This is a genomic window from Jatrophihabitans fulvus (assembly GCF_054781375.1).
Genome location: NZ_BAAGUN010000004.1, coordinates 110,317 through 136,608, shown reverse-complemented (window position 1 = coordinate 136,608; position 26,292 = coordinate 110,317). Strand labels below are relative to the sequence as shown.

The following is a 26,292-nucleotide window of genomic DNA, read 5'->3' as shown; positions in this document are numbered from 1 at the left end:
TAACGCGTGAATTTCCGGCCTGTCACCTCGACTGCCGGAACTATTCCGGTAGCCCGCCCGGACGATCGAAGAAAGTCTGCAGGACGACGGTGGTGCGGGTCGACACGTTGGCCCGCCGCCGGATCTCGCGGATGAGCTGCTCGAGCGCCGGCGGCGACGCGACGCGGACGAACAGCACGTACGCGTCGTCGCCCGCGACCGAGTGGCAGGCCTCGATCTCGGACAGGCCGGCGAGCCGTTCGGGCGCGTCGTCGGGCTGCGCCGGGTCGAGCGGCGTGATCGCGACGAGGGCGGCGAGCGGCAGGCCGAGCGCCTCGGGATCGACGACCGCCGTGTAGTTGCGGATCACCCCGGACGACTCGAGCCGCCGCACCCGCGCCTGCACGGCCGACACCGACAGCCCCGTCCGCTCGGCCAGCACCTTGAGCGTGCTGCGGCCGTCGGCCCGCAGCGCGGCCACGAGTGCTCGGTCGATGTCGTCGTCGAGCGCGGGCACGCGCGGACCCTATCGCCCGGAGCGCAGGACGGCGTCGCCGACGACCGCGGCCAGGCCCTCGTACCCGCGGTCGTTCGGGTGGAAGTGGTCGGCGGCCAGTTTGCCGCGCCAGCTCGTCGTGCGGGGGTCGCGCAGCTCGGCCACCACGAGCCCGCGGTCACGCGCGGCCCGCTCGATGCTGCGGTTGACCGCCGCCGCGGTGGGCGTCGGGTTGGGCAGCGTGGTCACGACCGTGCCCTGGGGCAACCGCGCCAGCATCGTCTCGAACCGCTCGACGAGCCCGCGGCGGTACTTGCGCCACAGCACGTCGTTCGAGCCGATCATCACCGTCACCAGGGCGGCGTCCAGGGTCTCCAGCACGGGCAGCTGCCGTTCGATCAGGTCCTCGACGCGGGCGCCGCTGACGCCGAGGTTCACGACCCGGTGCGGACGTCCCTCGGCCGCGAGCCGGTCGCGCACCTGCCCGACCCAGCCGCGGTCGTGGGCGGACGCGCCGATGCCCTGGGTGAGCGAGTCGCCGAGCGCGACCCACAGCGGGCCGCCCTGCTCGAGCGCGGCGAGGTTGTCGCGGCGCCAGGCGGCGGCGTACGGCCGGCCCTGCTCGTGCACCCGCCGGATGCCCGGCAGCACCCAGCCCGCCGCCGTCAGGAACGGTCCACGGGTGCGGTCGCTGAGGTTCGAGTAGTCGAAGGTGGTCATGCGCCCCTGTCCGTCCGCTCCACGATCACGTTCTCCCCCGGGACGCCCGCTCCGGAACCGTGGGCGGGGTCCGGGTCAGACGGTGGCCCGGGTGGGACGGCGCAGCGAGCGCAGGTTGAGCGCGGCGCGCACCCGTCCGAGCCGGCCCGCGGAGCGGACCAGCTCGTGCCGCGCGGCGTCGACCTCGCGCCAGTACGCGGCGACCGCCTCCGGTGGCGGGTCGCCGGCGTCGAAGACGCCTCGGTCGGCGCCGTCGGCCAGTGGGGTGGCCCGCGCGGTGCGCCCGGTCAGGACCTCGGCCTGCTCGCGGCGGGTGCGCCCGCGGGGAACGCGCGCACCGACGTCCTGGGCGGTGTCGAGGAACTCCCGCCAGCCTGCGTCGAAGCGGTTGGCGACCGCGCCACGGGTGCGACGCAGTGACCGCCGCCGCCACTTGACGCCGACGATCAGGGCGCACAGCAGCGCCACGACGAGCAGCGGGACGCCGACCCAGCGCAGCACGTCGCCGAACCAGCCCGACAGCACTCCCTGCTCGTCGTCGGCCGTCCGCGCGAGCCGTTGCGTGTTCTGGTCCGGACGGTCGGGGTCGTCGAGCGTGCTCGGCGGCTGCACCGGATTGGGTGGGGGCACGACGGCGGCGCGCGCGTCCTGCTGGGTCTGCGGCGGCTGCTTGTCGGGCTTCTTGTTCTCGTCGGGCATGAAACGGCTGCGCGGGATCAGTGCCCACTCGGTGCGGTCACCGGTGCGCACGTGCACCTCGACGGCGGTGTGCACGTCGCGTCCCTCGACCCGTCCGCCGCTGCCGGGCTCGGCGAGCAGCACCACCCGCGCGGGCATGCCGAGGTAGTTGCAGATCAGCGCGTACGCGGCGGCGTACTGCTCGTCGTCGCCGACCAGCTGCGGCGCGTTGAGGAACGCGGTGAGGCGGCCGGTGCTGTGTCCCGGGAGGTACTGCGCCTCGCCGGCACCACCGTCGCTGTAGGCGCCGCGATCGCGCATGTACCGGCCGACGGCCACGATCTTCGACCGGACGTCGGCGACCTTGCCCGACCACTGCTGGGCCCGCGCCCCCACGAAGGCGATGGCCCCGGAGTCCAGGGTGGGTTCGCCCGCCGGAGTGGCGTCCTTCGGCAGGTCCGGCCCGGCCACGACGGTGCGCAGGTCGTACCGGTCGCCCGCCGCCAGCCGCGCGGACGTGACACCCGATCCGGTCGCGAGGTTGTAGCGGAACTGGTCGGCCAGGCCGTCCGCCGGCCCTCCGGCGAAGGAGATCGCACGCAAGGTGCCGGCGCCGGGCACCCAGGGATTCAGGTCGGACGCTGCCGCGTACGGCGCCGCGATCGTGACCGACGCGTCGACAGTCCGCCCGGGCGCCGCCGGCACGTCGATGCGCGAACCGACGCGCTGGAACGCGTCGAGCGGGTCGCCCGGCGCCGTCGGCACGGTGGCGTTGGTGGCTCCCCAGACCGTGCCGTCGTACGAGTCGAGCGTCGCGATGCGCACGGGAGTGCCGGCGGGCAGTCCACGCACGGTGAACAGCGTCTGGTCGTACAGCAACCGCGCGTCCTTGGTGAACTTGCGGAAGCCGACGAGGGGGCTGGGGTACGCGGCGATGTCGAACGGCGGTTCGACGTAGTCGCGCAGCACGACCCGATGCCGGTCGTGACCGGCGACGTAGGGCTGCAACACCGCCGCGGACGCGCCCGCCACGCCGAGCACGAGCAGTCCGATGACCAGTCGCTGCGGCCCGCCCGGGGTGACGCCGAGACGCAGCGGCTTCGCCCCCGGGTGGCGGACGGCGGCCCAGCAGACCAGCACCACGCCGAACGCTATGCCCTGCCACGCGCGGGCGGCCGGCTCGACGGTGCCGAGCAGGATCACGCCGATCAGCGCGAGCGCCGGGGGCGCCGCCGGCCAGAGCCGGGTGGTCGTCCGCTGCGCGACGGCGGCCGACGTCGCCGCGGCGACGAGCCCGATCACGTACGGGACCGCGAGCAGCGGCCCGTCCGCCGCCACGGGTGGCAGCGTGGTCAGTAGTTGTTTCCAACCGTCTATGAGCACGGTGCTCGCGTCGCGCAGCACGTCCCCGGACGGCAGCACCCCGCCGGTCGCCTCGTCGCGGAACACGAGTGCACCGGCGAACAGGTAGTAGCCGACCGGCAGCAGCGGCGCCACCAGCCAGACCGGTTTGCGCAGCAGCGTGACCAGCGAGGTGAGGACGACGCCCAGCACGCTCGCACCGAGGCCGGCGACCAGATACGCGTGCCCGCTGAAGGTGGTGCGGAAACCGTAGAGCGCCACCCCGGTGAGCAGCAGGACGAACGCCGCGTCGACGAGGTCGCGCAGTGCGAGCGCGGGCGGCCGGACGGCACCGGCGCGCGGGTCGGCGACGAGGCGGCGGGCACTGCGCCGTCCGCCGGTCGGGTGTTCGCGGGGGCCGGTCACGCCGACGCCCCCAGCAGCGCCCGCAGTCCCGAGAGCTGCGGCAGGCGCAGCACGACGAGCGTGCCGATCGCGGTGATGCCCGCGGGTTCGGTGGGGTCGACCCGCACGGCCACGACGTTGACCTCGGACGGGAAGTGCGTGGCCGCGCGCTGCAGGTCGGCGAACCCCGTCCGCGCGCCGGTGACCAGCAGCGCCACGGTGGTGTCGGGCGCGATGCGGGCGGCGTGCCGGGCGAGGGCCGGCAGGTCGGCGCCGGACCCGAGTTCGGCGCGGGCGAAGGCGTCCATGGCCAGCGCGGCTCCGCCGGGCGCCGCGGGGGTGAACAGGCTCTGGGCGGCGAGCACGGTGGTGTCGACGTCGTCCTCGCCGGCCCGGCGGACGACCGACGCCGCCACCGAGACCGCGGTCTCGAAGTCGATCTCGTCGGCGTAGGCGGCGCGCGTGCCGTCGACGACGGCGCAGAGGTGCGAGCGCCGGGTGTCGAGGAACTGCCGCACCAGCAGCGTCGTCTCCCCACCCGCGGCGCTCATGCGCGCCGAGGCGCGCCAGGCGATGTAGCGGCGGTCGTCGCCGGGGGCGTACTCCCGCAGGGTGTGGAACGCGAGATCGCTCGTCGACACCTCGTTGGTCGTCTGCCCCTCGAGGTCGCGCAGCACGCCGGCACCCAGCGACTCGAGCGCGACGGTCATCGGGTGCACCATCAACTCGATCGTCCCGCTCCACGGCACCGACCGTCGCAACAGCCCGAACGGGTCGCCCCGCACCGTCGTCGCCGGGCCCACGGGGATCACGCCGCGGCGGGTCGTGGCGAGCGAGAAGCTCTCGTCCTGCACCTCGCCCATGCGCAGCCGGCGCAGCGGGAACGTCGCCCGCGACGAGCCGATCGGCAGCTCGAGGTGCAGCGGCAGCAGCCGGGCGCGTGAGCGATTGGTGATCACCAGGCGACCTGCGGCCGGATTGCCCATGACCACCCGGCGCGGCGCGAGTTCGAGCCGCACCGTCAGCCGGGTGCGCCCGATCGTCATCAGCACGCACAGCAGCAGCGTGACGAGGCAGGCCAGGCCCGCGACGATCAGCTCGGCCCAGCCGAGCACGTAGCCGGCCACCCACGCCCCCAGCCCGATCACGAGCACCGTCCACCCGAGACGGCTGACCACCGCGAGCACCGGACGCACGAACGACCACGCCGTCCGCGCGGAGCGCGCGACACGGCGGGGCAGGGAGACGTCCGGTTCGGTCATCGCGTCAGGCGACCCGCTGCGAGGGCGGCGGGACCGAGTCGAGCACCTGCTCGACGACCTCGTCGACGGTCGTGCCGCCGAACTGCGCCTCGGCGTCGAGCAGCACGCGGTGACCCATCACGGGCCCGGCGAGCACCTTGACGTCGTCGGGCACGACGAACCCGCGGCCGTTCGCCATCGCCCAGGTCTTCGCGCAGCGCACCAGCGCGAGACACCCCCGCACCGACAGGCCGAGCTTGACGGAGGCGTGGCTGCGCGACTGCTCGGCCAGCCGCGCCACGTAGCCGAGGATCGCGGGATCGACGTGCGTGCGGTCGGCCATCTGGCTCATCTGCGCGACGACGTCGGCGGTGATGACGGGTTCGATCGACGCCGACCGGTCGCGCGTCGCGGCCTCGGCGAGGACGGCGACGGTCGCCTCGTGATCGGGGTAGCCGAGTGACGTCTTCATCAGGAAACGGTCGAGCTGCGCCTCGGGCAAGCGGTACGTACCGGCCTGCTCGATGGGGTTCTGCGTCGCGATCACCATGAACGGACGGCCCACCGGGTGCGCGGTGCCGTCGACGGTGACCCGCCCCTCCTCCATCACCTCGAGCAGCGCCGACTGCGTCTTCGGCGACGCCCGGTTGATCTCGTCCGCCAGCACGATGGTGGCGAAGATCGGACCCTCGTGGAAGCGGAAGGTCTGCTCGCGCTGCTCGTAGATCGTCACGCCGGTCACGTCGGACGGCAGCAGGTCGGGCGTGAACTGGATGCGGCTGTTGCTGCCCTGGACGGTCGCCGCCAGCGCCTTCGCGAGCATGGTCTTGCCGGTGCCCGGGTAGTCCTCGAGCAGCAGGTGTCCCTCGGTGAGCAGGCAGGTCAGCGCGTACTCGATCGGGCGCTGCTTGCCCTTCACCGCCTGGCCGATGTTGTCGGCCATGAGGCGGAACGTCTGCGCGAACCAAGTCGCGGGATCGGGTGCACTCATTGGCATCCTCCGGTGTTCTTCCAGTCGCCACTGCAGGTGTCGTCGGGGATGCCGCCGTTCAGGACAGAGCCGGTCACCGTGCCTGTGCCACCGCTGTCGGGCGCACCCCAGAAGCCGGTGTACTGCTTCTCTCCGTTGCCGTTGCCATCCGTTCGGAGGTACTGATAGCCGTCGTCCGCGTCCCCGTACGACCGCGTGAACCCGCCGGGGTTGCCGACGAACCGAATGCGGTAGTTCGTGTTGGGTTCGCCATTCGCGATACGCGCCTTGAAATAGCTGCACCCACTCGAGCAACCCGACTGAACCGTGTGATCACCCATGAGGACCGTCAGGGTGGCGGGGTCCGGTGGTGGTGGTGGGTCCTGCGCGTTGCACGTCGCGCTGCCCTGGCCGCCGGCCTCCTTGCGGTCGTCGATCGAGGTGACGGTCAGCGTGCGCGCGTTGCCGTCGCGCGGGAACGACTCCGAGTAGGACGTCCGTCCGTTGCGGTCGTTCGACACACCGCCGAGCTGGTACGCCGTCACCGGACGGCCGTTGACGGGCGCGGGCTGGTTCCAGGTCCAGGTGATCGTCTGCCCGCTGCGCGAACAGTTGACCGCGGGGGCATTGGGCGGGCCGTTCGTACCCGCGGGCGCTGACGCCCCCTCCACGCCGCACTGCTGTTCGTTGCAGGCCTTGAGGTAGACGACCACGCTGGCCCCGTTCGGCAGCCCGCCGATCGTCCGGGTGTCGTTCGTCCCGGCGGCGGGCGGCGTCCACGTGCCGCACGACCCACTGGTCGAGGTGCGGCACTCGATGCGCGGCTGCTGGCCGTTCGGCTGTGGCGCGGTGTACGTGACCGTCAGCTCGCCGTCGTTGTTCGTCGCGCGGGCGTTCACGTTCGCCGGCTGTCCCGGCGTGCCGGCCACGACGAACGACGCGCTGCCCGCGGACGACCGTTTGCCCGCACCGTTGGTCGCGACGACCGAGTACCGGTAGGTGCGGCCCGAGCGCGGGGTGTCGGTGCAGGACGTCTGCGTGGTCGCGCGGCAGATCGCGGTGCCGTCGCGGGTGACCGTGTACGTCGTCGGCGTCGGGCCGTTGGCGTCGCTCGCGTTCCAGCTCACCCGCACGGTGCGGGTGTCGGAGCCGGCAGCGTCGGCGTACTGGACGTTCACGTTGCCCGGGGTCGCCGGCGCACCCGCCGACTGCCCGCGCGCACTGGCCGGCGGACCGGCGCCGAGTTCGTTCCGCGCGACGACCGTGAACGTGTAGACGTTGTGGTTGTCCAGGCCCTGGGCGACGACCGAACGGGCCGAACCCGCGACCGTCCGCGACCCGCCCCCGGACCAGGTCACCAGGTATGTGCGCGTCGCCGAGGCACCGTTGTCGACGGCCCGCCACGAGACGGTGATGCGGCCGTCCTGCGGGTTCGAGGTGCGCACCGCCGCCACCGCCGCGGGCAGCTTGTCGGGACGGGCGGGCGGCGACAGCCGCGGGCTCGGCTTCGAATAGCCGACGGCGTTGTGCGCCTGCACGGTGAAGGCGTACCGCTGTCCGTTCTGCAGCCCGGTGATGCGGCACGGCGAGGCGGCGCAGTTCTGCGACCCGCCGGGCCACGAGACCCGGTAGCCGTCGATGGGCGCGCCGTTGGCGGCGGGCGTCGGCCACGACAGCACGACCGACTCGCTGAGCACCGTGCGTCCGGCCTGCGGTGCGCCGGGGGCATCGGGCACGTTGAGCACGACGAGCGTGATGCGGCCGCGGAACTGGCGGTCGGTGCGGTTGCGCTCGGGCACGTCGCTGCCCACCACGTCGAACACCATCACGCCGCTGCTGCCGCGCGCCGGGGTGATGCTCACCCGCGATCCCGACGTCGTCACGCGGGCGGGCTGACCGGAGACCCGGGTCGCGCCGAGCACGCGGATGTCGGGGTCGCGCAGCGGCGAGCTCACCGACCCGGTGAGGTCGCGGGTGACGGTCGTTCCGGCGCGCACCCCGTCGACCCGAACCGCCGACATGCTCGGCGGACCGAGTTTGCGCACGACCACGCGAAGTGAGGACGGCTTGGCGTCGGTGCCGTCGGCCGTGATCCGCAACTGGCCCTGCTGCCCGGGTTTCGACGACCCGCCGGCGCGCAGGGTGACGACCGACCCGCCGCTGCCCGCCAGCGCGACGTCGTCGGGCCGGTCGGTCCACGTCGCGGTGTAGTCGAGATCGGCGAGGTTGCGCCGGTCACCGAGCCAGACGTGGCACAGCGTCGTGATGTCCAGCCGCAGGTCGGGACCGCCGCCGACCACGGGCAGCGGCGCGGACGGGCACCGGATGACGGGCGTGTCCTCGCCGACCTGCACCTGCAGCGTGAGCAGGGCGAGCCGTCCGTCCGGGTCGTCGAGAGTGGCGCCGTCGGTCACCTCGAAGGTGATGGCCGCCGGCCCCACGTACCCGTTCGTGCCGGTCAGGGTCAGCGACGTCGGGCTCGAGGACGTCAACCGCAGCCCGTCCGCGGGCGCCGCCGACAACCGGTCGGCGGTCGTGAGGCGGACGGGCCGTCCGGCGGGGTCGACGACGTGGTCGGCGAGGTCGATGGTGCGGCTGCCGTTGCGGTCGACGCGGATCAGCTGCCCGGGCTTCACGTACGGCGCGCCGGTTCCCGCGGCCGGCACGTGGATCACGGCAGCCGCCACCGCGCCCTCGCTGTTCTCGACGGCGAACACGATGTTCTGCACGCGGGACGTGACCGGCACGGTGACCTTGCCGCCGCGGACGACCGCCCCCGTCGCGTAGACCTTCGCGACCGAGAGCGGCAGCTGCTGCGGGTCGCTCGCGGTGCGCAGCACGTCGACGGTGACGGTGCGGGCGTCCGGGGCCGGGGTGGCCGGCACGTCCTGCACGGTCGGTGGTGGCAGGTAGCCCTTGCGGCTGCGCACCGTCACGGTCGCCACGGACGGGTCGGCCGAACCGTCCGAGATCGAGTACTGCACGGTCACCGACTCGCCGTCGCCCGGGCGCGCGGTGATCTCGATGGGGCCGCCGGCGGCCACCCGGCGCACCCGGGTGGGGACGTCGGTGTTGAGGCGGCCGAGGTCACCGATCGAGACGGCGTCCTCCGGCGCCACGACGTCGTTGGCGAGCACGTCGACGCGGACCTTCGCCCCGGGGGCGGCGGTGATCGTGTCGTCGACGGCGACGGGCGGCTGCGGCACCGCGACCTGCCCGACACCCACCGACACCGTGCTGGTCGAGGTCGCGCCGTAGGCGTCCGACACCTCGTACCCGAACCGGTCCGTACCCGACGAGGTCGGGAACGCCTCGTAGGTGATCGAGTTCGCGCCGATCGAGACGATGCGGCCGAGCGTGGGCGCGGACGTGATGGCGACGACGTCGGCGGTGTCGCCGTCAGGATCGACGCCCGTCGTCGGGATGCGGATGCGGACGGTCTGCCCGCTCACCGCGCGCGAGTCGACCGGCTCGGCGGCGGGCGACTGGTTCGGGTTCCGTGTCGACGGCGGCGGGGTGACAGTGACGTGCAGCGTGCCGGCCGCCCGTCCGCCGGCCGGATTCGTCGCCACGTACGCGACCGTGACCTCGGTCGGTGACGTGACCGTCGGCGCCGCGAACCGCACCTGCCGGTCGCCGACCCAGGCCGAGCCGGTGCGGGTGGGGGTGCCGTTGCGACCCGCCGCGTCGCTCACGCGCAGCGCGCCGCTGCTCGGCGCGCCGGGCACGTCGTCGAGCAGGCCGAGCGTCGCGCCGGTCGGGTCGATGTCGTTGTCGAGCACCGGCACCAGCGCCGAGTCGCCCGAGCGGACGGTCGCGTAGTCGTCGACGGCGAGCGGCACGTCGTCGTCCGGCGCCGACACCTGCGTGACCGTCAGCTCGCCCTGCACCGGCGCCGTCAGGCCGTTGGTGATCGTGTAACGCACGACCTGCGGGTTGGTGGTCAGGTCGGGCACGCGCGCCCCGACGCGCAGGAAGCGTCCGGACACGACGGCCACGCTCAGCTGGTCGTCGGAGACGGCGTCGGCACGCTGCACGACCAGCACACCGCCCGCAGGGTCGTAGTCGTTGGCGAGCACGTCGATGGTCGCCGCGGTCTGGCCGTACAGCACCCCGGTGTCGGGCACGGCGGTCGGCGGCTGCGCGGACGACGGCGGCGGCGCGACGTCGACGCGGATCGGAGCGCGGTCGAACTTCGCGTTGCCGAAGGACGCGGTGTACGTCAGCCCGAACGTGCCGGCGCGCGACGCGACCACCGTGACCGTGCCGCTCTTGAGGTCGGTGTCGACCTTCGTGCCCGCCGGGCTCGGGATGGTGCCGGCGATGCCGAGATCGGCGCTGGGGTTGGACGGGTCGGCGCCGGGCAGGTCGTTGGCCAGTGGCGTCACGGTGATCGGTTTGCCGACCTGCCCCCGGACGATGTCGGGCTGCGCGACCGGCGGCGACGTGCGGTCGCTGGTCGGGGCGAGCACGGTGACCGGGACGCGCTGCACCTTGGCGTCGGACCGGCCGTCCGTGACGTCGTAGGCGATCGCGGTGCTCGCGCCGGTGCCCGGGGCGACGTAGTTCAACCGTCCGGACGGGGCGACGGTCACCGACCCGGTGTCGATCTTCGCGGTCGGGATGACGAGCGGGTCGCCGTCGAAGTCGCGCCAATCGTCCAGGGCGGGCAGGTCGAGCGTGCCGCCGGCGCCCACGGTGAAGGCGCGCTGCTGGAACCCGTAGCGGAGCCTGGGCGGCTCGTTCTGCGACGGCGTGCGCACCTGCACCTCGACGCTCGCCTGCCCGGTGCCGTTGCGGCCGTCGTCGACGGTGTACTTGAAGCGGACGTCCCGCGCGTCGGTCGTGGGCAGCGTGACCTCGACCGACTGACCGTCCGGGGCGACCGCCACCCGCGCGTCCGGGTCGCTGACCGCACTCAATCGCGTGATGGACAGGATGCGCCCCTGCGGGTCGGAGTCGTTGTCCAGTACGTGCAGCACGGTGGTGCGGCCCGGACGAGCGCCCCACGTGTCGTCGACCGCCTTCGGCGGCAGGTCGCGCGCGGCGTCGGTGTTCTGGTCCTTCTTGTCGTCGTTGTTCGGCTTGACCAGCGGCGGCGGCTTGATCTGCGACCAGTTGTCGACCTCGCGGCGGCTGTCCAGGTCGTAGACGTTGCCCAGTGCGAGGTCGTTGAGCACGATCGCGTTGCGGTTGACGCGGAACACCGGCTGCTCGAACACGCGCGCGTTCGGCAGCTCGATGCGCCGCGCGCCCGCCCCGCCGCACGAGCGCGCGTACACGCCCGGCTCCCCCGACCACGCCGCGTGCACGCAGTCGCCGAGCCACGTCGGCGCCGCCGGCCTGCCGTTCGCGCCGCTGAACAGGACGGTGGGCTTCCCGCCCGCGAGCGGGACCGAGTACAGCCGGGTGCGGCTCGCGACGATCACGTCCGACCCGCCGGCGGACGGTTCCTGCAGCCGGGCGTCGGCGTCCTCGGGCAGCGCCGTCTTCCGTCCGCCCGGCAGGTAGACCGTGCCCTTGGCCGCGTCGAGGACGACCGGACGGTCGCCGACGACCGTGATCTGCACGCTCTCGAGCCGGCCGGCGACCCGGGTGAGGTCCGGACGGGCGAACCCGCGCGCGGTGGGGGCGCTGGTGGCGACGTCGCCGGCGCTGCTGGCCGCGTAGACGACACCGTCGGTGCCGACCGCGACCGCCCCGCCGCGGGTGCCCTGCTGGTCGCGCTTGGGGAACGCGAACGCGGCCTTGGCGGACGGGTCCAGCTCGGCGAGCGACCCGAGCCCGACGGCCTCGTCGACCCGCTTGGCCCACACCTTGCCGACGGCGGGGTCGAGCACGGCCATGGTGCCGCCGGCGAGCGCGACGCCCTCGTCCGCCGACACGGGCACGGCCTGCGCGTCGTCCGCCCGTCCGGTCGCGACGTTGACGGGCAGCAGCTTGCCGCTCGCCTGGTCCCACGCGGCCACCGCCGCGCCGGCCTGGCGCACGTCGAGCTGGTAGGACGACTGCGCGCCGCCGGGCGGGTTCAGCGCGAGGTCGAGGGAACCGGCGGGCTTGTTGAGGCGGCCGAACAGGCCGTCCGCGTCGCTGGTGACCCAGATGCCGCCGTCGTTGAGGTCGACGTGCCGCGACTCGTACCCGTCCGACTGCAGCGCCAGCACGACCAGCAGCCCCGCGACGAGAACGGCGACGACGCCGAGCGCGACGGCGGTGCGGTGGCGGCGCACGAACAGCATCGCCCCGCCCCTTCACCCCACCGACAACTCACGTCCGGCGAACACCGTAACCCGGACGGACCAGACGCTTCACCGTCGCCTGCAGCGTCTCCTACGGCGAGTTGGTGGCAGAAACGCACCGTCCGGCCACCGACTCGCCGTGGAAGGCGACCGGCGGGACCGGGTCAGTCGGCCTCGGGATCCTGGGCCAGGCCGTCCAGCAGGTCGAGGTCGGAGCGTTCGACCAGGCGCGCGGCCAGCGCGTACTCGACGAGCCGGGCGCGCCGGTTCACGGCCAGCTTCTCCGGGCCGCCGTGCAGGCCGCGGATGCCGGCGCGGGTGAGCTTCTCGCACACGTTGTCGAGCTTGCGGTTGAACTTGGTGATCTTCCAGCCCAGCCGCTTGGCGGCGTCGGCGGAACTCGGGATGCTGCCCGCACCGCGGGCGCCGTCGCGCAGCATCGACTCGCACAACGCCAGGATCAGCAGGTGCTGATCGGGCGTGAACGTCATCGGGCCGATGGTCTCCTGGCCCTTCGCGTCCGCGGTCGTCTCGGTGACCTGCTGGAACGGCGACTCCGACACCATGATCGACAGCTCGTAGGTCGTCGGGCCGGCCGTGAACCAGATGACGGTCTTGTCGAACACGATCGGCAGCTGCGCGCCGGGCGCGAGCCAGGCCTGCATCGAGCCCTGCTCGTCGGCGACGGTGGCGGTGAGCGCGCTGCCCACGTTGGCCAGCCACCACAGCGAGCCGGACTCGCTGACCTGCAGGAACTTGCGGTGCAGGTACGGGTTGTCGTCGATCTCGAGCTGGCCCTCGCGCCCGATGACGAACGGTTCGGACGGGTCGACCTCGAACAGCTCGCCGCAGAACTCGACGGTCACCCGCGGCAGCCGGACGGCGTCACCGCCGTCACCGCCGTCACCGCCGTCGCCGTCGGCGACGACCGGTGTCTGGCTGGTACTGGATTCGGTCATGTACACCCCTCCGGGGAGAAGGTAGCGGACGCGTTCGTGCCGTCGGCCCTGATGACCTTGACCTCGACACACGTACGACGGTCTCCCGGACGGGCGCGCAGCGCCAGCCGGGGCTGTTCAGTGACGCCCCGGCGTCGCGCCCCCGTGGTCTCGCGCCACTGGTAGGTGTCGTCCGACCGGCGGGCCGAGTAGCGCCAGGTGAAGACCAGCCGTTCGCCGTCCTGGCGTCCGCTGACGGTCGGACGGCCGGGCGGGATGTCCTGGCCGGGCAGGCCGGCGTTCTGGGTCCCCGGGGGTTGGCTGACCGTGCTGCGCGGTCCCGGGTCGTCGTCGCCGCCGGCGCTGACGGCGAGCGCGACACCACCCGCGACGACCACCACCGCGGCAACGGCCGCGACCACGGCGCCGGTGCGCCGGGGGCGCGGCGGCGCACCGTCCGCCTGAGGATCGTGACGTCCCGGCCGGACGTTCGTCGGCGGGACCGGCCGGTCGTGGGTGGGCCCGGTGACGCCGGCCGCCGGCGGCGGTTGCTGCGCCGTCACCGACAGCGGGCGGGCGACCGTCGACGGCGCGGTCGAGTAGTGGGCCGGCGGCGGCACCGCGGGACCGGCCGCATCCGCGTCCGTGGTCACGACGATCTCGGTGCGCGGCAGCGACAGCTCGAGTTCGACGGCCTGCAGCCGCCGCGCCACCTCGATCGCGGAACCCGGCCGCGCCGCGGGGTCCTTGGCCATCGACTGCCGCAGCAACCGGTCGAGGGACGGGGGCACGTCCGGACGTCCCGTGACCGGCGGCGGCATGTCGCGCACCCGCCGCATCAGCGCGAACGTCGAGTTGTCGCCGCCCCGCTCCTCGAACGGCGACCGTCCGACGAGCAGGTGCCACAGCGTCGCGGCCAGCGAGTACACGTCCGAGCGGATGCTCGTCGGGCCGGTCGCGTACAGCACCTCGGGCGCCGCCCACGGCACCGAGACACCGTGGTCCTCGTCGTGGGCGCTGCCGATGTCGGCGAGCTGCCCGGCGATGCCGAAGTCGGTGAGTCCGGGGGCGCCGTACTGGCTGATGAGCAGGTTCGCGGGCTTGATGTCGCGGTGCAGGATGCCGGCGCGGTGCGCGGTCTCGACCGCGCTCGCGATCTGGATGCCGACGCGCAGCACCTCGGCCACCGCCAGCCGCTCGCTCGCCGCCCGCACCGACAGGTTGGGCTGCGAGTAGTACTGCATGACGAGGTACGGACGGCCGTCGTCGCTGATCGACGCCGAGAACACCGACACGATGTTCGGATGGTCGGCCAGGCCCGCCATCGCGTTGGCCTCGGCGGTGAAGCGGGGCCGGTGCGCGGCGTCGAGACCGGACGCGCGCAGCACCTTCACCGCCACCAGGCGCGCCGGCAGCTGCTGCCGGTAGAGGTAGACGTCCGAGTAGCCGCCCGAGCCGAGCGGGCGCTCGAACCGGAAGCCGGGCAGCTCGGGGGGACGGCTCATCTCACGAGAGTTCGTAGCGCAGCGTGACCTCGTCGGCGATGTTCACGACGGTGCCCGGCAGGATCGTGAACGGATCGTGCGGACGCAGCCGCACCGGCGCCTGGTCGGGCAGCGTCACGACGGTGCCGTTGGTCGAGTCGAGGTCGGTGACCTGCACGAACCAGTTCTCCAGGTTCACCCGCAGGTGGCTGCGCGAGATGTCGTTGTCGGGGCTCGCCAGCTGCACGAGATGCGGACGCGACGCCGAACTCTCGTCGGCGTGGAACGGGGCTCGGCCCAGCACGACGTCGCGGTCCAGCGGCACGGTGTCGCCGGTCGACAGGCGCAGCACGCCCAGCGACGGACGGGGTGCCAGGAACCCCTCCTGCGGGGGGATCGGCTCGCCGCAGACGCGGCAGGTGCTCGCCGACGGCGGGTTCAGGTGCTGCCGCGGGCAGGCGAACGCATGCACCGTCGGGACGCCGCCGTTGCCGGACGGCGGGGCCGGGGTCGGGTCGGTCGACGGAGCGGGGGGTCCGGCGGGGGGTCCGGCGGGCGCCGGGGGTGCGGGCGCCGCCTGCGGGGTCTGCGGGGTCTGCGATGTGCGCGGGGCCCAGGGATTGTCCGGGGGCGGCGACGACATCGGCGGCGGACCCGGCGGCGACGACATCGGCGGCGGACCCGGCGGCGACGACATCGGCGGCGGACCCGGCGGCGACGACATCGGCGGCGGACCCGGGGCGGCGTACCCGGCCCACGGGTTGTCCGCATCGGCGGTCGCACCCCAGCTCTGCGGGGCAGCGGGCGGCGGGGCGGGGGCGGGCTCGGGCTGCGCCGGCGGCTCGGGCGCGTCGCCGGTGTCGAAGCTGGGCGGGGTGCGCCACGGCAGCGAGTCGATGAGGCCGGAGTCGAAGTTCGACGGCGGCATCGTGTCGTTGCCGACCGGCGGCACGGCGACGGGCTCGCGCGCCGGAGTCGGGGGCGCGGGGGCGGCGGGGGGCGGAACGGCGACCGGTGTGGCCGCGTCGACGCCGCGTCCGACGGCGGCGGCGGGCACGATCGCCTTGACGACGGGCAGCGCAGCGCCGGGACCGGCGGGGCCCGCGGTGTCCGGGCCGGCGAGGCGGACGGCGAGCCGGCCGCCGAACCGCTCGTCCCGCGGGCCGTCCGTGGCGCTGAGCACGGCCGGCTGCGGCCCGGCGAGCTCGACGCGGGCGCTGCCGCTGACGACGACGCGGGTGCCGCCGTCACCGGTGGCGCCGACCAGGGCGAAGTCGGTGATGCCGCCGGCCTGCGCCAGCGCCGCGAGCACGCCGTCGACGCCGATGCCGCGGGCGGCGGCGTTCCAGCAGGCGCCGAGCACGGGGTGGCTGGGGGTCACGTCCAGCAGGAGCGCGAGGTCGTCGGACACGACCGCGAGCCATGCCCCCGGCACGAAGGTGAGCACGGGCGCACGGGTGGGTGCGGGCGGGCCGGCGTCGGGCGTGGTCATGCGTGGCGGTCCTCGGGCACGTCGGTCACTGGTCGGTCGGGGCCGGGCGTGGCGCGGTGTCGCCGTCGACCGCGGCGTCGTCGTCGGCGCGGTCGGAGCGCAGGTCGACGACGATCACGGTGACGTTGTCGCGTCCGCCGTGCTCGAGGGCCTGCTCGACGAGGCTCTGGGCGGCGGCGTCCGGGTCGTCGTGCGCGCGCAGGGTGGCGGCGAGCGCCTCGTCGTCGACCTCGTTCGTGAGACCGTCCGAGCAGAGCAGGTACCGCTCCCGCGCCCGCGGCGGATAGACCCACAGGTCGGGCGTCGGCGCCGGGATGCTGCCGAGGCAGCGGGTGACCACGTTGCGGCGCGGGTGCACGGCCGCGTCGGCGGCGCTGATGATGCCGGCCGCGCGCAGTTCCTCGACCTCGGAGTGGTCGACGGTCACCTGCTCGAACCGGTCGTCGACCAGGCGGTAGACGCGTGAATCACCGACGTTGAACACCGCGACGTGCGCGGCCCCGCCCAGCTCGACGATGCCGAGGCCGGTGACGGTGGTGCCCATGCCCTCGTGCTCGGCGTCGCGGCGCATCTCGTCGATGATCAGCGCGTTGGCGTCGGCGATGGCGGAGACCACGTCGTCCGGACGGACGGCGTCGACGTGGTGGGCGAGCTCGTCGAGCTGTCGCAGCCGGTCGACGGCGATCTGGCTGGCCACCTCGCCCGCGGCGTGACCGCCGAGGCCGTCCGCGACGGCGACGAAGTGGTCGGACACCAGCAGGCTGTCCTCGTTGGACGTGCGCACCTTGCCCGCGTGCGTGGCCGAGCCCGACGTCATCGTCAGCATGGGACCTCCGCTGGGGCGCTCCGGTGGGTGTTCCGGTGGCGTTCGTGTGAACGCCGACGGTATCCACAACCCTGCCGGGGTCGCCACGCGGCCGGGGTCAGCCGCGCCGCACGTCCTCAGCGGGGGTGCTGGTGCGGGCCGTCACGCCTCGGTCGCGACCCGCTTGGCGACGCCGCGCGCGAGACCGGCGGCCAGGCCGCGGGCGGCGGCCTTCACCACGGGCGCCGGCAGCGGCACGAAACCCTCGATGTCGAGGGAGTAGTCGACGCGGGTGCCCTTCGGGTGGTCGTGGAACTCGACGGTGCCGATCCAGTGCTTGACCGGCAGCGGCGTCACCGCCTTGTAGGTGAAGCTGCGCCCCGGCTCGAGCGCGACGATCTCCTCGCGCAGGCCCGCGGGCCCGACGCCGATGCGGTGCACGGCGCCGACGCCCTGCCGCTCGGTGCGGCCCACGCGCACCAGGGTGCAGCTCACGGGGGCGACGAGGTCGCCGTAGTTCTCGCGGTCGGCGAACAGCGCGAAGACCCGCTCGCGCGGGCCGGGGACGACGACGGTGGCGGTGCCGCGGGCCATCACTTCTCCTTCTGCGGAACGGGTGTGTCGGCGAGCCGGACGAGGACGTCCGCGACCTCGGACGCGCGCTCGAAGGGCAGCATGTGCCCGGCGTTCGGGTAGACGATCAGTTCGGCGTCGGGCATCGCGTCGGCGAGCGCGCGGGAGTGCGCCATCGGGCACAGCCCGTCCTTCGTGCCGGCGAGCACGACGGTGCTCGGCCGGTTCAAGGCGGTGAGCTCGGCGAGCCGGTCGAAGCGCATCATCTCGGCGACGAGCTGTGCGGTCGTCGCGGGGTGCGCGCGCGACGTCTGGCCGGCCGTCCGGCGCCGGTTGCGCGCCGAACCGGCACCGGGACCGTAGAACCCCGCACGGATCGCCCACGCGATCAGTTCGGGACGGCGCAGGTTCCGTCGGCCCCGTGACAGTGCCCGTACCGCGGCGACGGCGGCGGTGACGCGCATCGCCGGGGCGGTGACCGCGCCGTGCAGGCCGAACAGGTCCTTGCCGAGCCCGGCGCCGCTGGTGGCCACCAGCGCCACCCCGCGGACCCGGCGCTCGATCAGCTGCGGGTGCCGCGCGGCGAGCGAGATCAGGATCGGGCCGCCGAGCGAGTGGCCGGCGAGCACGAGGTCCCCGTGCGGCGCGCGCGCCCCGATCACGTGGACGACGTCCTCGGCCAGCTGGTCGATGGTGGCGCTGCCGCGAGGCCCGGCGTCCGACCGGCCGTGGCCGCGGGCCTCGGGCACGATCACGCGCAGCTCCGGACGCTGTGCCCGCAGCAGGGCGGTGACGTCCTCCCAGCTCACGTGGTCCTGCGACCACCCGGGCACCAGCACGACGGTGACCTCGGCGTCGCGCGGACCGCTGTCGACGAGGGCGATCACGGTGCCGTCGGCGAGCCGGTGGGTCGTCATCCCCGCGGGGAGCTCACCCGCCCGGCCCTGCAGTCGGGGCGGCGCCGTGGTCGTTGCGGTCATCCGGTCACGGTATCCGCGACAGCATGTACCCGCGCGCCGACGTAGCGACCGCCACGTTCCCCCCGGACGGCCCGCTTCCCGGCCCGAACGGTTGCGGACACGCCGGCGCATCACGACCGATCCGGCCGGGAAGGCGACGGAGGGGGTCAGCGGACGGGGTGGGCACCCTCGGACGGGACGACGGCGAAGCAGTGCGGCGCGGCGAACCCGGCGTCGGCGAACGCCTTCGCGACGGCCTCGCCGACGGCGTCGGCGCGCTCGGAGTCGAGCAGTGCGACGGCGCTGCCGCCGAACCCGCCGCCGGTCATGCGGGCGCCGAGGGCCCCGGACCCGAGGGCGGTGTCGACGGCGAGATCCAGTTCGCGGCTCGACACCTCGTAGTCGTCGCGCAACGACGCATGGGACGCCGTGAGCAGGTCGGCGATGCCCCGGACGTCCCCGCTCTCGAGCCGCGCGACGGTGTCGAGAACGCGCGCGTTCTCGGTCACGATGTGCCGGGCCCGTCGCCGCAGGGTGTCGTCGGCCAGCGTCGCGACCGCGTCCGCGTCGGCATCCCGCAGGGCGGGGACCCCGAGCTCGGCGCAGGCCCGTTCGCATTCTGCGCGGCGCCGCGCATATTCGCCGTCGACGAGGCGGTGGGGAGCACGGGTGTCCATCACCAGCACCGCGAGGCCGGCGTCGGCGAGAGGCAGCGGCACCGGCCGGTGCTCACCGCTTCGAGTGTCCAGGAACAGCGCGTGTCCCTCGCTCGCGTGCACCACGGCCGACTGGTCGAGCACGCCCACGGGCACACCGACGAACTCGGTCTCGGCCCGGTGCGCCCGCCGGACGAGTTCCGCAGGTGTCAGCCCGAGTGCACGGGCCTCGGCCAGTGCGCCCACGACGGCACACTCGACCGCCGCGGACGACGACAGTCCCGCACCGACCGGCAGGTCGGACGAGAGGTGCACGTCCGCCCCGCCCGCGTCGCACGCCCAGACGGCGCCGGCGGCGTAGGCCGCCCACCCGTCGACCGACCCGGGCTGCGGCGACCGCAGCTCGACGGTGTCGTCCCACCCGTCGCTGCGCACGGTCACGACATCGTCTTCGCGGGGCGAGACCGCCGCGGTGACTCCGAGGGGCAGCGCGAAGGGCAGCACGAACCCGTCGTTGTAGTCGGTGTGCTCGCCGATGAGGTTGACGCGACCCGGAGCCCGCCACACGACCGCGCTCACGGGGTGGCGGCCCGCAGTCGCTCGGCCATGCTCTCCGGAACGACGTCGTTGATGAACACGCCCATGGCCGACTCGGATCCCGCGAGGTACTTCAGCTTGTCCGCCGCGCGGCGCGTCGAGAAGACCTGAAGGTGCAGGTAGGCGTCGTCGCGCCCCCACGACACCGGCGCCTGGTACCAGGCCGCGACGTACGGCAGCGGCACGCCGTAGAGGGCGTCGAGCCGCCGCAGCAGGCCGGGATAGAGCTCGGCGAAGTCGTCGCGTTCCGCGTCGTCCAACTCCGTCAGGTCCCGCGCCCGGCGGTGCGGGACGACGTGCAGTTCGACCGGCCAGCGGGCCGCCTGCGGCACGTACGCCGTCCAGTGCTCGCTGCTCGCGACGACACGGCGGCCGTCGCGCTGCTCGTCGGCGAGGACGTCGGCGAACAGGTTGTGACCGGTCCGATCGCGGTGTTCGCGTGCCTGCTCGAGCATGGTCCGCCACCGCGGGGCCACGAACGGATAGGCGTAGATCTGGCCGTGCGGGTGACTGATGGTCGCGCCGATCTCGCGGCCGCGGTTCTCGAACGGGAACACGTGCTCCACGCTCGGCACCCGCGCGAGTTCGGCGGTGCGGTCGGCCCACGCGTCGACGATGGTGCGCACCCGGGAGCCGGGCAGCGATGCGAACGAGGCGTCGTGGTCGTCGCTGAAGCACACGACCTCGCACCGCCCGGTGTCGCCGGCCAAGGACGGGAAGCGGTTCTCGAACACGACGACGTCGTAGGACGGTGCCGGGATCTCGGTCGCGAACCCGCCGGTCGTCGGGCACAGCGGGCACTGGTCGGTGCTCGGCAGGTTGGTGCGGTTCTGCCGGTGGGACGCGATGATAACGGTCTCACCCGTGAGCGGGTCACGCCGCAGCTCGCTGCTGCTCGTGATCGGCTCGAGCTCGCGCGCGTCGGGGTGAGCGGTGCGATCGACCGGATGCTCGTCGTAATAGACCAGCATGCGACCGTCGGACAGCCGGGTCGGCGTCCTGAGCAGGTGAACCGCGGTCACTCGATGCGCTCCGCTCTCGTCAGCAGGGTCTGCAGCACGACGACCACGGCCAGGAATGCGCCGTTGACCGCGTCCGACGCCGAGGACCCGTACTGCGAGAGATGCACCCCGATCAGATTCTGTGTTATCGCTAACAACAATACACCCGCAGCGGTGCCGATCACCGATCCCGCGCCGCCGGTCAGCAGTGTCCCGCCGATGATGACGGCCGCGATCGCGGTCAGTTCGTACCCGACGCCGATGTTGGTGACACCCGACTGCAGCCGGGACGCGTTCAGCATGCCGGCGGTGGCGGCGACGCCCGCGGACAACACGTAGACCAGCACCTTGTTGCGCAGCACCGGCACGCCCATCAGCACGGCCGCGTTCTCGTTGCCGCCGAGCGCGAACAGCGACTGTCCGTAGCGGGTGCGCAGCAGCAGCACCCCGCCCAGCGCGAACAGCACGACGACGGTGAGTACCGGGATCCACGTCCCGTCCCCGAGGTGCAGGAAGAACGAGTCCTGCGGCACGACGTAGGTCTTGTTGCCCTCGTCCGAGATGGCCTGCAACAGGCCGCGGGCGCCGAGCAGTCCCGCCAGGGTGACGATGAACGGCGCCAGCCCCGCCTTCGCGATCAGCAGGCCCTGTACGAGACCCCACACGCAGCCGACCCCGATCGGCAGCAGGACCGCGACGACCCAGCCGCCGTTGTTCGCGCCCCAGCCGGCGAGCACACCGCCGAGGGCGAACATCGACCCCACGGACAGGTCGATACCGCCGGAGATGATGACGAACGTCATCCCCAGCGCGAGCAGCGCCACGTAGGCGTTGCCGACGAGGATGCTCTGCAGGTTGCCCCAGTCGAAGAACCCGTCCGAGAACAGCGACGCGCAGACGAACACGATCGCGAGGACGGCCACGCCGCCCTGCTCGCGCAGCAGCCGGGTGACCTGCTCCGTGCGCGTCTCCGTCACCGTGGTCGGTGCGGTGGCGCCGGCCGGTCCGGCGGGGACGCCGTCCTTGGTGAGCAGTCCGGTCATCGTCCGGCCCTTCCCCGCGCGAGGTAGACCGCACCGCAGATGATGGCGGCCTCCACGATCTGCGCGTACGAGTTCGCGACGTCGTTCTGCACGAGTGTCGCGGTGAGCAACTGCATGAAGAGCGCACCGGCCACCGTGCCGAGCACGCGGATCCTGCCGCCCGACAGCGGCGTGCCGCCGACGACCACGGCCGTGATGGCGCTCAGCTCGTAGTTGATGCCGTAGTTCGACGGGTCGGCCTCCGCGCCGTAGCCGGTGATGAGCAGTCCGGCGAACGCGGCGCACAACCCCGAGATCACGTAGACCGCGAGCAGGATGCGCTTGACGGGGAGGCCGGCGAGCTGGCTCGCGCGCCGGTTGTCACCGATCGCGACGAGTTGTCGGCCGAAGCGGGTGTACCGCACCGTGAAACCGACGAGCAGTACGAGCACGAGCGCCAGCCACGCCATCAGCGGTACGCCGGACACCTCGTTCGATCCGAGGCCGAGGATGGTGGGGTCGAGCACCTGCTTCGCCGACGCGCCGTTGACGATGACCGCGATGCCGCGGACGCCGATCATCAGCGACAGCGTGGCCACGATCGGCTGTACGCCCACGACGGCGACCATGAAGCCGGCCACGGCGCCGACGGCCGCGCCGGCGAGCAACGCGGCGACGATCGAGACGCCGGCCCCGTAGCCGAGGTAGAGCGGGACGAAGGCCGACGACAGGGCGATGACGGCGCCCACCGACAGGTCGATGCCCTCCGTGCCGATGACCAGCGCCATACCGAGGGCGATGACCAGCACCGGAACGGCCTGGTCGAGCTGCACCTTGAGATTGCTCAGAGTTGCGAAATTGTCGATCGTCACGATGTCGACGACCAGGAGCAGCAGCAGGGCGGCATAGACGCCGTACCGCTGCAGTCCGCGCAGGGCGGCGTCGACGTCCACCGGGCGGCGCCGGCCGACGGTCAGCTCAGCCACGGCCGTCCTCCTTCGTCATGTCGCCGGCCCTGTCACCGGCGGTGCCATCGGCCGTGTCACCGGACTCGACGGCCAGCGCGTTCATCAGGGAGGTCTCGTTGACGTCGTCGCCCTCGAGCCGGTCGATCACGCGGCCGTCCTTCAGGACGACGATGCGGTCGGAGCCCTCGAGCAGTTCGTCCAGCTCGGACGAGATGAGCATGACGCCGAGGCCGTCCGCAGCGAGCTCGTCGATCACTGCCTGCACCTCGGCCTTGGCGCCCACGTCGATGCCCCGGGTGGGCTCGTCCAGCAGCAGCACCTTCGGTCGCAGGCACAGCCACCGCGCGAGCATGACCTTCTGCTGGTTCCCGCCGGACAGCTCCGCGACCTTCTGGTCGGGGCTCGACGCCTTGATCTTGAGCCGATCCATGAACAGGTCGACGATCTCGTCCTGTTTCGCCCGGTTGATCAGCCCGAGGCGGGAGATGCGCGGCAACGCGGCGAGCACGATGTTCTCGCGCACCGACAGGTTCGGGATGATGCCCTCGCTTTTGCGGTCCTCGGGCAGCATCACGACGCCGTCCTTGATCGCCCGCGCGGTCGAGCGGGCCGTGACCCGGCGTCCGGCGACCTCGACACTGCCCGAGTCGACGGGCAGCGCCCCGGCGATGGCCTTCGCCGTCTCGCTGCGCCCTGAGCCGAGCAGACCGCCCAGCCCGACGACCTCACCCGGACGGATCTCGAGGCTCACGTCGTGCAGGTCGTGCCGGCGCGTCAACCCGGTGGCCCGCAGCACCGGCTGCTCACCGGCGTCGTGGCCCTCGCCGAATGCGGTGGCGCCGCCGCGCTTCACCTCGGCGACGTCCCGGCCGAGCATCAGCGCGACGAGACGCATCCGGTCGAGGTCGGCGATCTCGCCGACGTGGACGACGCGGCCGTCGCGCATGATCGTGGCGCGGTCGCAGATGCGGTACAGCTCGTCCAGACGGTGGCTCACGTAGACGATGGCGATGCCCTGGGCCTTCAACCGCTCGATGACGCGGAACAGCGTCTCGACCTCGCGGGCCTCGAGCGACGACGTGGGCTCGTCCATGATGACCACGCGGGCCTCGAGCTGGACGGCCCGCGCGATCGCCACCATCTGCTGGGCGCCGAGCCCCAGCGTCCGCAGCGGACGGGACACGTTCACGTCGATGCCGAAGTCCAGCAGGACGCGACGTGCCTCGCGCTTCATCCGTCCGGAGTCGACGACCCCGAAGCGCCGCGGTTCCCGGTTGAGGAACAGGTTGCGGGCCACGCTCATCAGCGGGACGAGGTTGACCTCCTGGTAGATGGTCGAGAGGCCCGCGTCCTGGGCGTCGAGCGGGCTGTGGAAGTCGACGTCCCGGCCGGCGAAGCGCACCGCGCCGCCGTCGGGGCGGTAGACGCCCGTCATGACCTTGATCAGGGTCGACTTGCCCGCGCCGTTCTCACCGACGAGCGCGTGCACCTCACCCGCGCGCAGCGCGAACGACACCCCTCGCAGGGCGTGGACGCCGACGAAGTGCTTGTCGACGTCCACGACCTCGAGAACGTTCTCGCGCGCTGCCGGGGCCTGCTGGTCCGGCTTCGCGAGGTCCATCAGTAGACCCGGCCCTCCTTGAGGGCGTCCGCGGCGTTGTCCTTGGTGAAGTGCTGGTCCTTGATGATCACCTTGGTCGAGACGCCGTCGCCGCCCGCGTAGAAGTCCTGCAGGGCCTTGAAGGCGAGCGGGCCGAAGCGCGGGTTGGTCTCGACGTCGCTGTACATCGTGCCGTTCGCGACGTATTGGACGGCCTGCCGGATGCCGTCGATGCCGACCACCTTGATGTCGGTTCCGGGCTTCTTGCCGGCCGCGCGGATGGCCTGGATCGCGCCGAGCGCCATGGTGTCGTTCTGCGCGTAGATCCCCTTGATGCCGGGGTTGCTCTGCAGGATCTGTGCGGTGACCTTCTGACCGGTGGCCTGGTCGAAGTTGGCGGTCTGCGAGGCCACGATCTTGACGCCCGAGTACTTCGCCTTGATCTGGTCCTCGAAACCCTTGGTGCGTTCCTGCGCGACGTTGTTGCCCGAGGTGCCCTGCAGGACGGCGACGTCGCCCTTGCCGCCGATGGCAGCGGCGAGGTCGTCGGCGGCGATCTTCGCCTGCCCGTAGAAGTCCGAGCCGATGAAGCCGACGAAGTCCTTGCAGGCCGTTCCCTGCACGGTGCGGTCGATGGTCAGCACCGGGATCTTCTTGGCCTTGGCCTGGTTGAGCGCCGGCGCGAGACCGTCGGAGTTCTCGGGCGCCACGATGAGCACCTTGGCGCCCTGCGCGATCATGCCCTGGATGTCGGTGTTCTGCTGCGCGACGTTGGCGTTCGCGTTGCGCTGGATGAGCTTGATGCCCAGCCGCTTGGCCTCGTCGGTGATCGATTTGGTCTCGGTCGCGCGGAAGGGGTTGCTCGTCGACTCCGACTGCGAGAAGCCGACCGTCACGTTCTTGAGGTCCAGCTTCGGGGCGCCGTACTTGGTGTAGGTGCAGCCCGGGCCCGCGGCGCCGGTCGACTGCACCTGCTGCGCGGCCGCGCTGTTGTTCACGTCCGTGTTGTCGGGGCCGCCGCCCTGGTCAGCGCTCTTCGCGCAACCGGCCAGCGTCACCGCCGCCGCGGCGAGGACGGCCACGGCCGACCCCCCGCTCCGCATCCGCATGGAGACCATCCGTCGTTCACTCCTCGTCGTCCCACCGTTGGTGGGGTCAGTGAACGCTTCCGATCAGTTTCGGTCAATAGACGACAGTGTTTCGATCAGATCACGGTCGCGACCTGGACATCCACGCCCGCGGCCGTGAACTGGTCCAGCGACTCCTGGTCGGCACCGCCGTCCGTCACGAGAACGGCGATCTGGTCGGTCGGCACCGTCTCGAACATCGTGTCGACGCCGAGCTTGGTGTGGTCGGCGAGCACGACCACCTGCTGCGCCGATCGGACGATCGCCTGGTCGACGCTGGCCACGTGCATGTTCGGCGTCGAGAGCCCGCGCTCGGGCGTCAGCCCGTTGCCGCTGAGGAAGGCGCATCGCACCCGCAGCCCGGCCAGCGCCTTCTCGGCCGCGCTGCCGATCAGGGCGTGGGTCGACTTGCGCACCGAACCGCCGGTCAGCACCACCTCCGCCTTCGCGTCGATGAGCGCCTGCGCGACCAGCAGCGAGTTCGTCACGACCGTCAGGTCGGCGATGCGGGCGAGGCAGCGCGCGAACTCCTGCGTCGTACTGCCGCCGCCGACGACGATCGCGTCGCCCTCCTGCACCAGGCGCGCCGCGTGGGCCCCGATCGCCGCCTTCTCCTCGGACGCGACCGAGCGCTTCTGGCGGTAGCTCTGTTCGTGCGACAGCCCGCCGGGCCACACGGCCCCGCCCCGGCGCCGGTCGAGGACGCCCTGCTCCTCGAGGGCACGGACGTCGCGCCGGACGGTGACCTCGGAGGTGTCGACCGCGTCCGCCAGCTCGCGCAGCGAGACCGCGCCGTTGGCGCGGACGAGTTCGACGATCGCCTGCCGGCGCTCGGCCGTGAACATGGGGCACCGCCAGGGGTCGTGGAAGGTTCCCGCCGACCGTCCGGGCGACCGGACCATCGGATGATCGGCGCGAGCGTAACCCTGCGGCCATCGATCAGCAATCGATCAACTCTTGACACGACCGATCGGGGCGAGTTGGTTACGGAGCCATCCCCC

18 protein-coding genes and 1 pseudogene are annotated in these 26,292 nt (G+C 72.9%); all 19 read right to left on the bottom strand.

The features are described from left to right. Positions 1 to 40: 40 nt before the first annotated feature. Positions 41 to 496, bottom strand: coding sequence for an Lrp/AsnC family transcriptional regulator (locus ACYVP9_RS14835; RefSeq protein ID WP_460605680.1), 456 nt, complete (start codon positions 494 to 496; stop codon positions 41 to 43). 9 nt (positions 497 to 505) lie between these two features. Continuing rightward, a complete protein-coding gene (locus tag ACYVP9_RS14830) occupies positions 506 to 1,195 on the bottom strand; it encodes an SGNH/GDSL hydrolase family protein (protein ID WP_460605679.1) in 690 nt (229 codons plus the stop codon). 75 nt (positions 1,196 to 1,270) lie between these two features. Continuing rightward, on the bottom strand, positions 1,271 to 3,640 hold the full coding sequence (locus tag ACYVP9_RS14825; RefSeq protein WP_460605678.1) for a transglutaminase domain-containing protein: 2,370 nt from the start codon (positions 3,638 to 3,640) through the stop codon (positions 1,271 to 1,273). Next, entirely contained in the window at positions 3,637 to 4,881 is a 1,245-nt protein-coding gene (locus ACYVP9_RS14820; RefSeq protein WP_460605677.1) for a DUF58 domain-containing protein, read from the bottom strand. Before ACYVP9_RS14820 ends, ACYVP9_RS14825 begins: the two co-directional genes overlap by 4 nt. A gap of 4 nt (positions 4,882 to 4,885) precedes the next feature. Next, a complete protein-coding gene (locus tag ACYVP9_RS14815) occupies positions 4,886 to 5,857 on the bottom strand; it encodes an AAA family ATPase (RefSeq protein WP_460605676.1) in 972 nt (323 codons plus the stop codon). Next, on the bottom strand, positions 5,848 to 12,069 hold the full coding sequence (locus tag ACYVP9_RS14810; protein WP_460605675.1) for an Ig-like domain-containing protein: 6,222 nt from the start codon (positions 12,067 to 12,069) through the stop codon (positions 5,848 to 5,850). The genes ACYVP9_RS14815 and ACYVP9_RS14810 overlap by 10 nt, the downstream gene beginning before the upstream one ends. A gap of 164 nt (positions 12,070 to 12,233) precedes the next feature. Continuing rightward, entirely contained in the window at positions 12,234 to 13,028 is a 795-nt protein-coding gene (locus ACYVP9_RS14805) for a hypothetical protein (protein WP_460605674.1), read from the bottom strand. Continuing rightward, a complete protein-coding gene (locus ACYVP9_RS14800) occupies positions 13,025 to 14,512 on the bottom strand; it encodes a serine/threonine-protein kinase (protein ID WP_460605673.1) in 1,488 nt (495 codons plus the stop codon). Before ACYVP9_RS14800 ends, ACYVP9_RS14805 begins: the two co-directional genes overlap by 4 nt. Before the next feature lies 1 nt (position 14,513). Continuing rightward, a complete protein-coding gene (locus tag ACYVP9_RS14795; protein WP_460605672.1) occupies positions 14,514 to 15,983 on the bottom strand; it encodes an FHA domain-containing protein in 1,470 nt (489 codons plus the stop codon). A gap of 25 nt (positions 15,984 to 16,008) precedes the next feature. Continuing rightward, on the bottom strand, positions 16,009 to 16,809 hold the full coding sequence (locus ACYVP9_RS14790; RefSeq protein WP_460605671.1) for a PP2C family protein-serine/threonine phosphatase: 801 nt from the start codon (positions 16,807 to 16,809) through the stop codon (positions 16,009 to 16,011). A 141-nt stretch (positions 16,810 to 16,950) separates the two neighbouring features. Continuing rightward, on the bottom strand, positions 16,951 to 17,382 hold the full coding sequence (locus tag ACYVP9_RS14785) for an SRPBCC family protein (RefSeq protein ID WP_460605670.1): 432 nt from the start codon (positions 17,380 to 17,382) through the stop codon (positions 16,951 to 16,953). Continuing rightward, positions 17,382 to 18,341, bottom strand: a complete 960-nt coding sequence (locus ACYVP9_RS14780) for an alpha/beta fold hydrolase (protein ID WP_460605669.1) — start codon at positions 18,339 to 18,341, stop codon at positions 17,382 to 17,384. Before ACYVP9_RS14780 ends, ACYVP9_RS14785 begins: the two co-directional genes overlap by 1 nt. A 146-nt stretch (positions 18,342 to 18,487) precedes the next feature. Further along, entirely contained in the window at positions 18,488 to 19,555 is a 1,068-nt protein-coding gene (galK, locus tag ACYVP9_RS14775; RefSeq protein WP_460605668.1) for a galactokinase, read from the bottom strand. After that, positions 19,552 to 20,580 carry a galactose-1-phosphate uridylyltransferase gene (galT, locus tag ACYVP9_RS14770; protein ID WP_460605916.1) on the bottom strand — a complete coding sequence of 343 codons (1,029 nt, stop codon included), beginning with the start codon at positions 20,578 to 20,580 and terminating at the stop codon, positions 19,552 to 19,554. The genes galK and galT overlap by 4 nt, the downstream gene beginning before the upstream one ends. 11 nt (positions 20,581 to 20,591) lie before the next feature. Further along, positions 20,592 to 21,617 (bottom strand): ABC transporter permease, encoded by a 1,026-nt coding sequence (locus tag ACYVP9_RS14765; protein WP_460605667.1) that lies wholly within the window; start codon positions 21,615 to 21,617, stop codon positions 20,592 to 20,594. After that, positions 21,614 to 22,582, bottom strand: coding sequence for an ABC transporter permease (locus tag ACYVP9_RS14760; RefSeq protein WP_460605666.1), 969 nt, complete (start codon positions 22,580 to 22,582; stop codon positions 21,614 to 21,616). The genes ACYVP9_RS14765 and ACYVP9_RS14760 overlap by 4 nt, the downstream gene beginning before the upstream one ends. Then, on the bottom strand, positions 22,575 to 24,185 hold the full coding sequence (locus ACYVP9_RS14755; RefSeq protein ID WP_460605665.1) for a sugar ABC transporter ATP-binding protein: 1,611 nt from the start codon (positions 24,183 to 24,185) through the stop codon (positions 22,575 to 22,577). Before ACYVP9_RS14755 ends, ACYVP9_RS14760 begins: the two co-directional genes overlap by 8 nt. Further along, on the bottom strand, positions 24,185 to 25,273 hold the full coding sequence (locus ACYVP9_RS14750) for an ABC transporter substrate-binding protein (RefSeq protein WP_460605664.1): 1,089 nt from the start codon (positions 25,271 to 25,273) through the stop codon (positions 24,185 to 24,187). The genes ACYVP9_RS14755 and ACYVP9_RS14750 overlap by 1 nt, the downstream gene beginning before the upstream one ends. Positions 25,274 to 25,380: 107 nt before the next feature. Next, positions 25,381 to 26,136 (bottom strand): annotated as a pseudogene (locus tag ACYVP9_RS14745) (DeoR/GlpR family DNA-binding transcription regulator); the annotation flags it as partial. Positions 26,137 to 26,292: the final 156 nt, after the last annotated feature.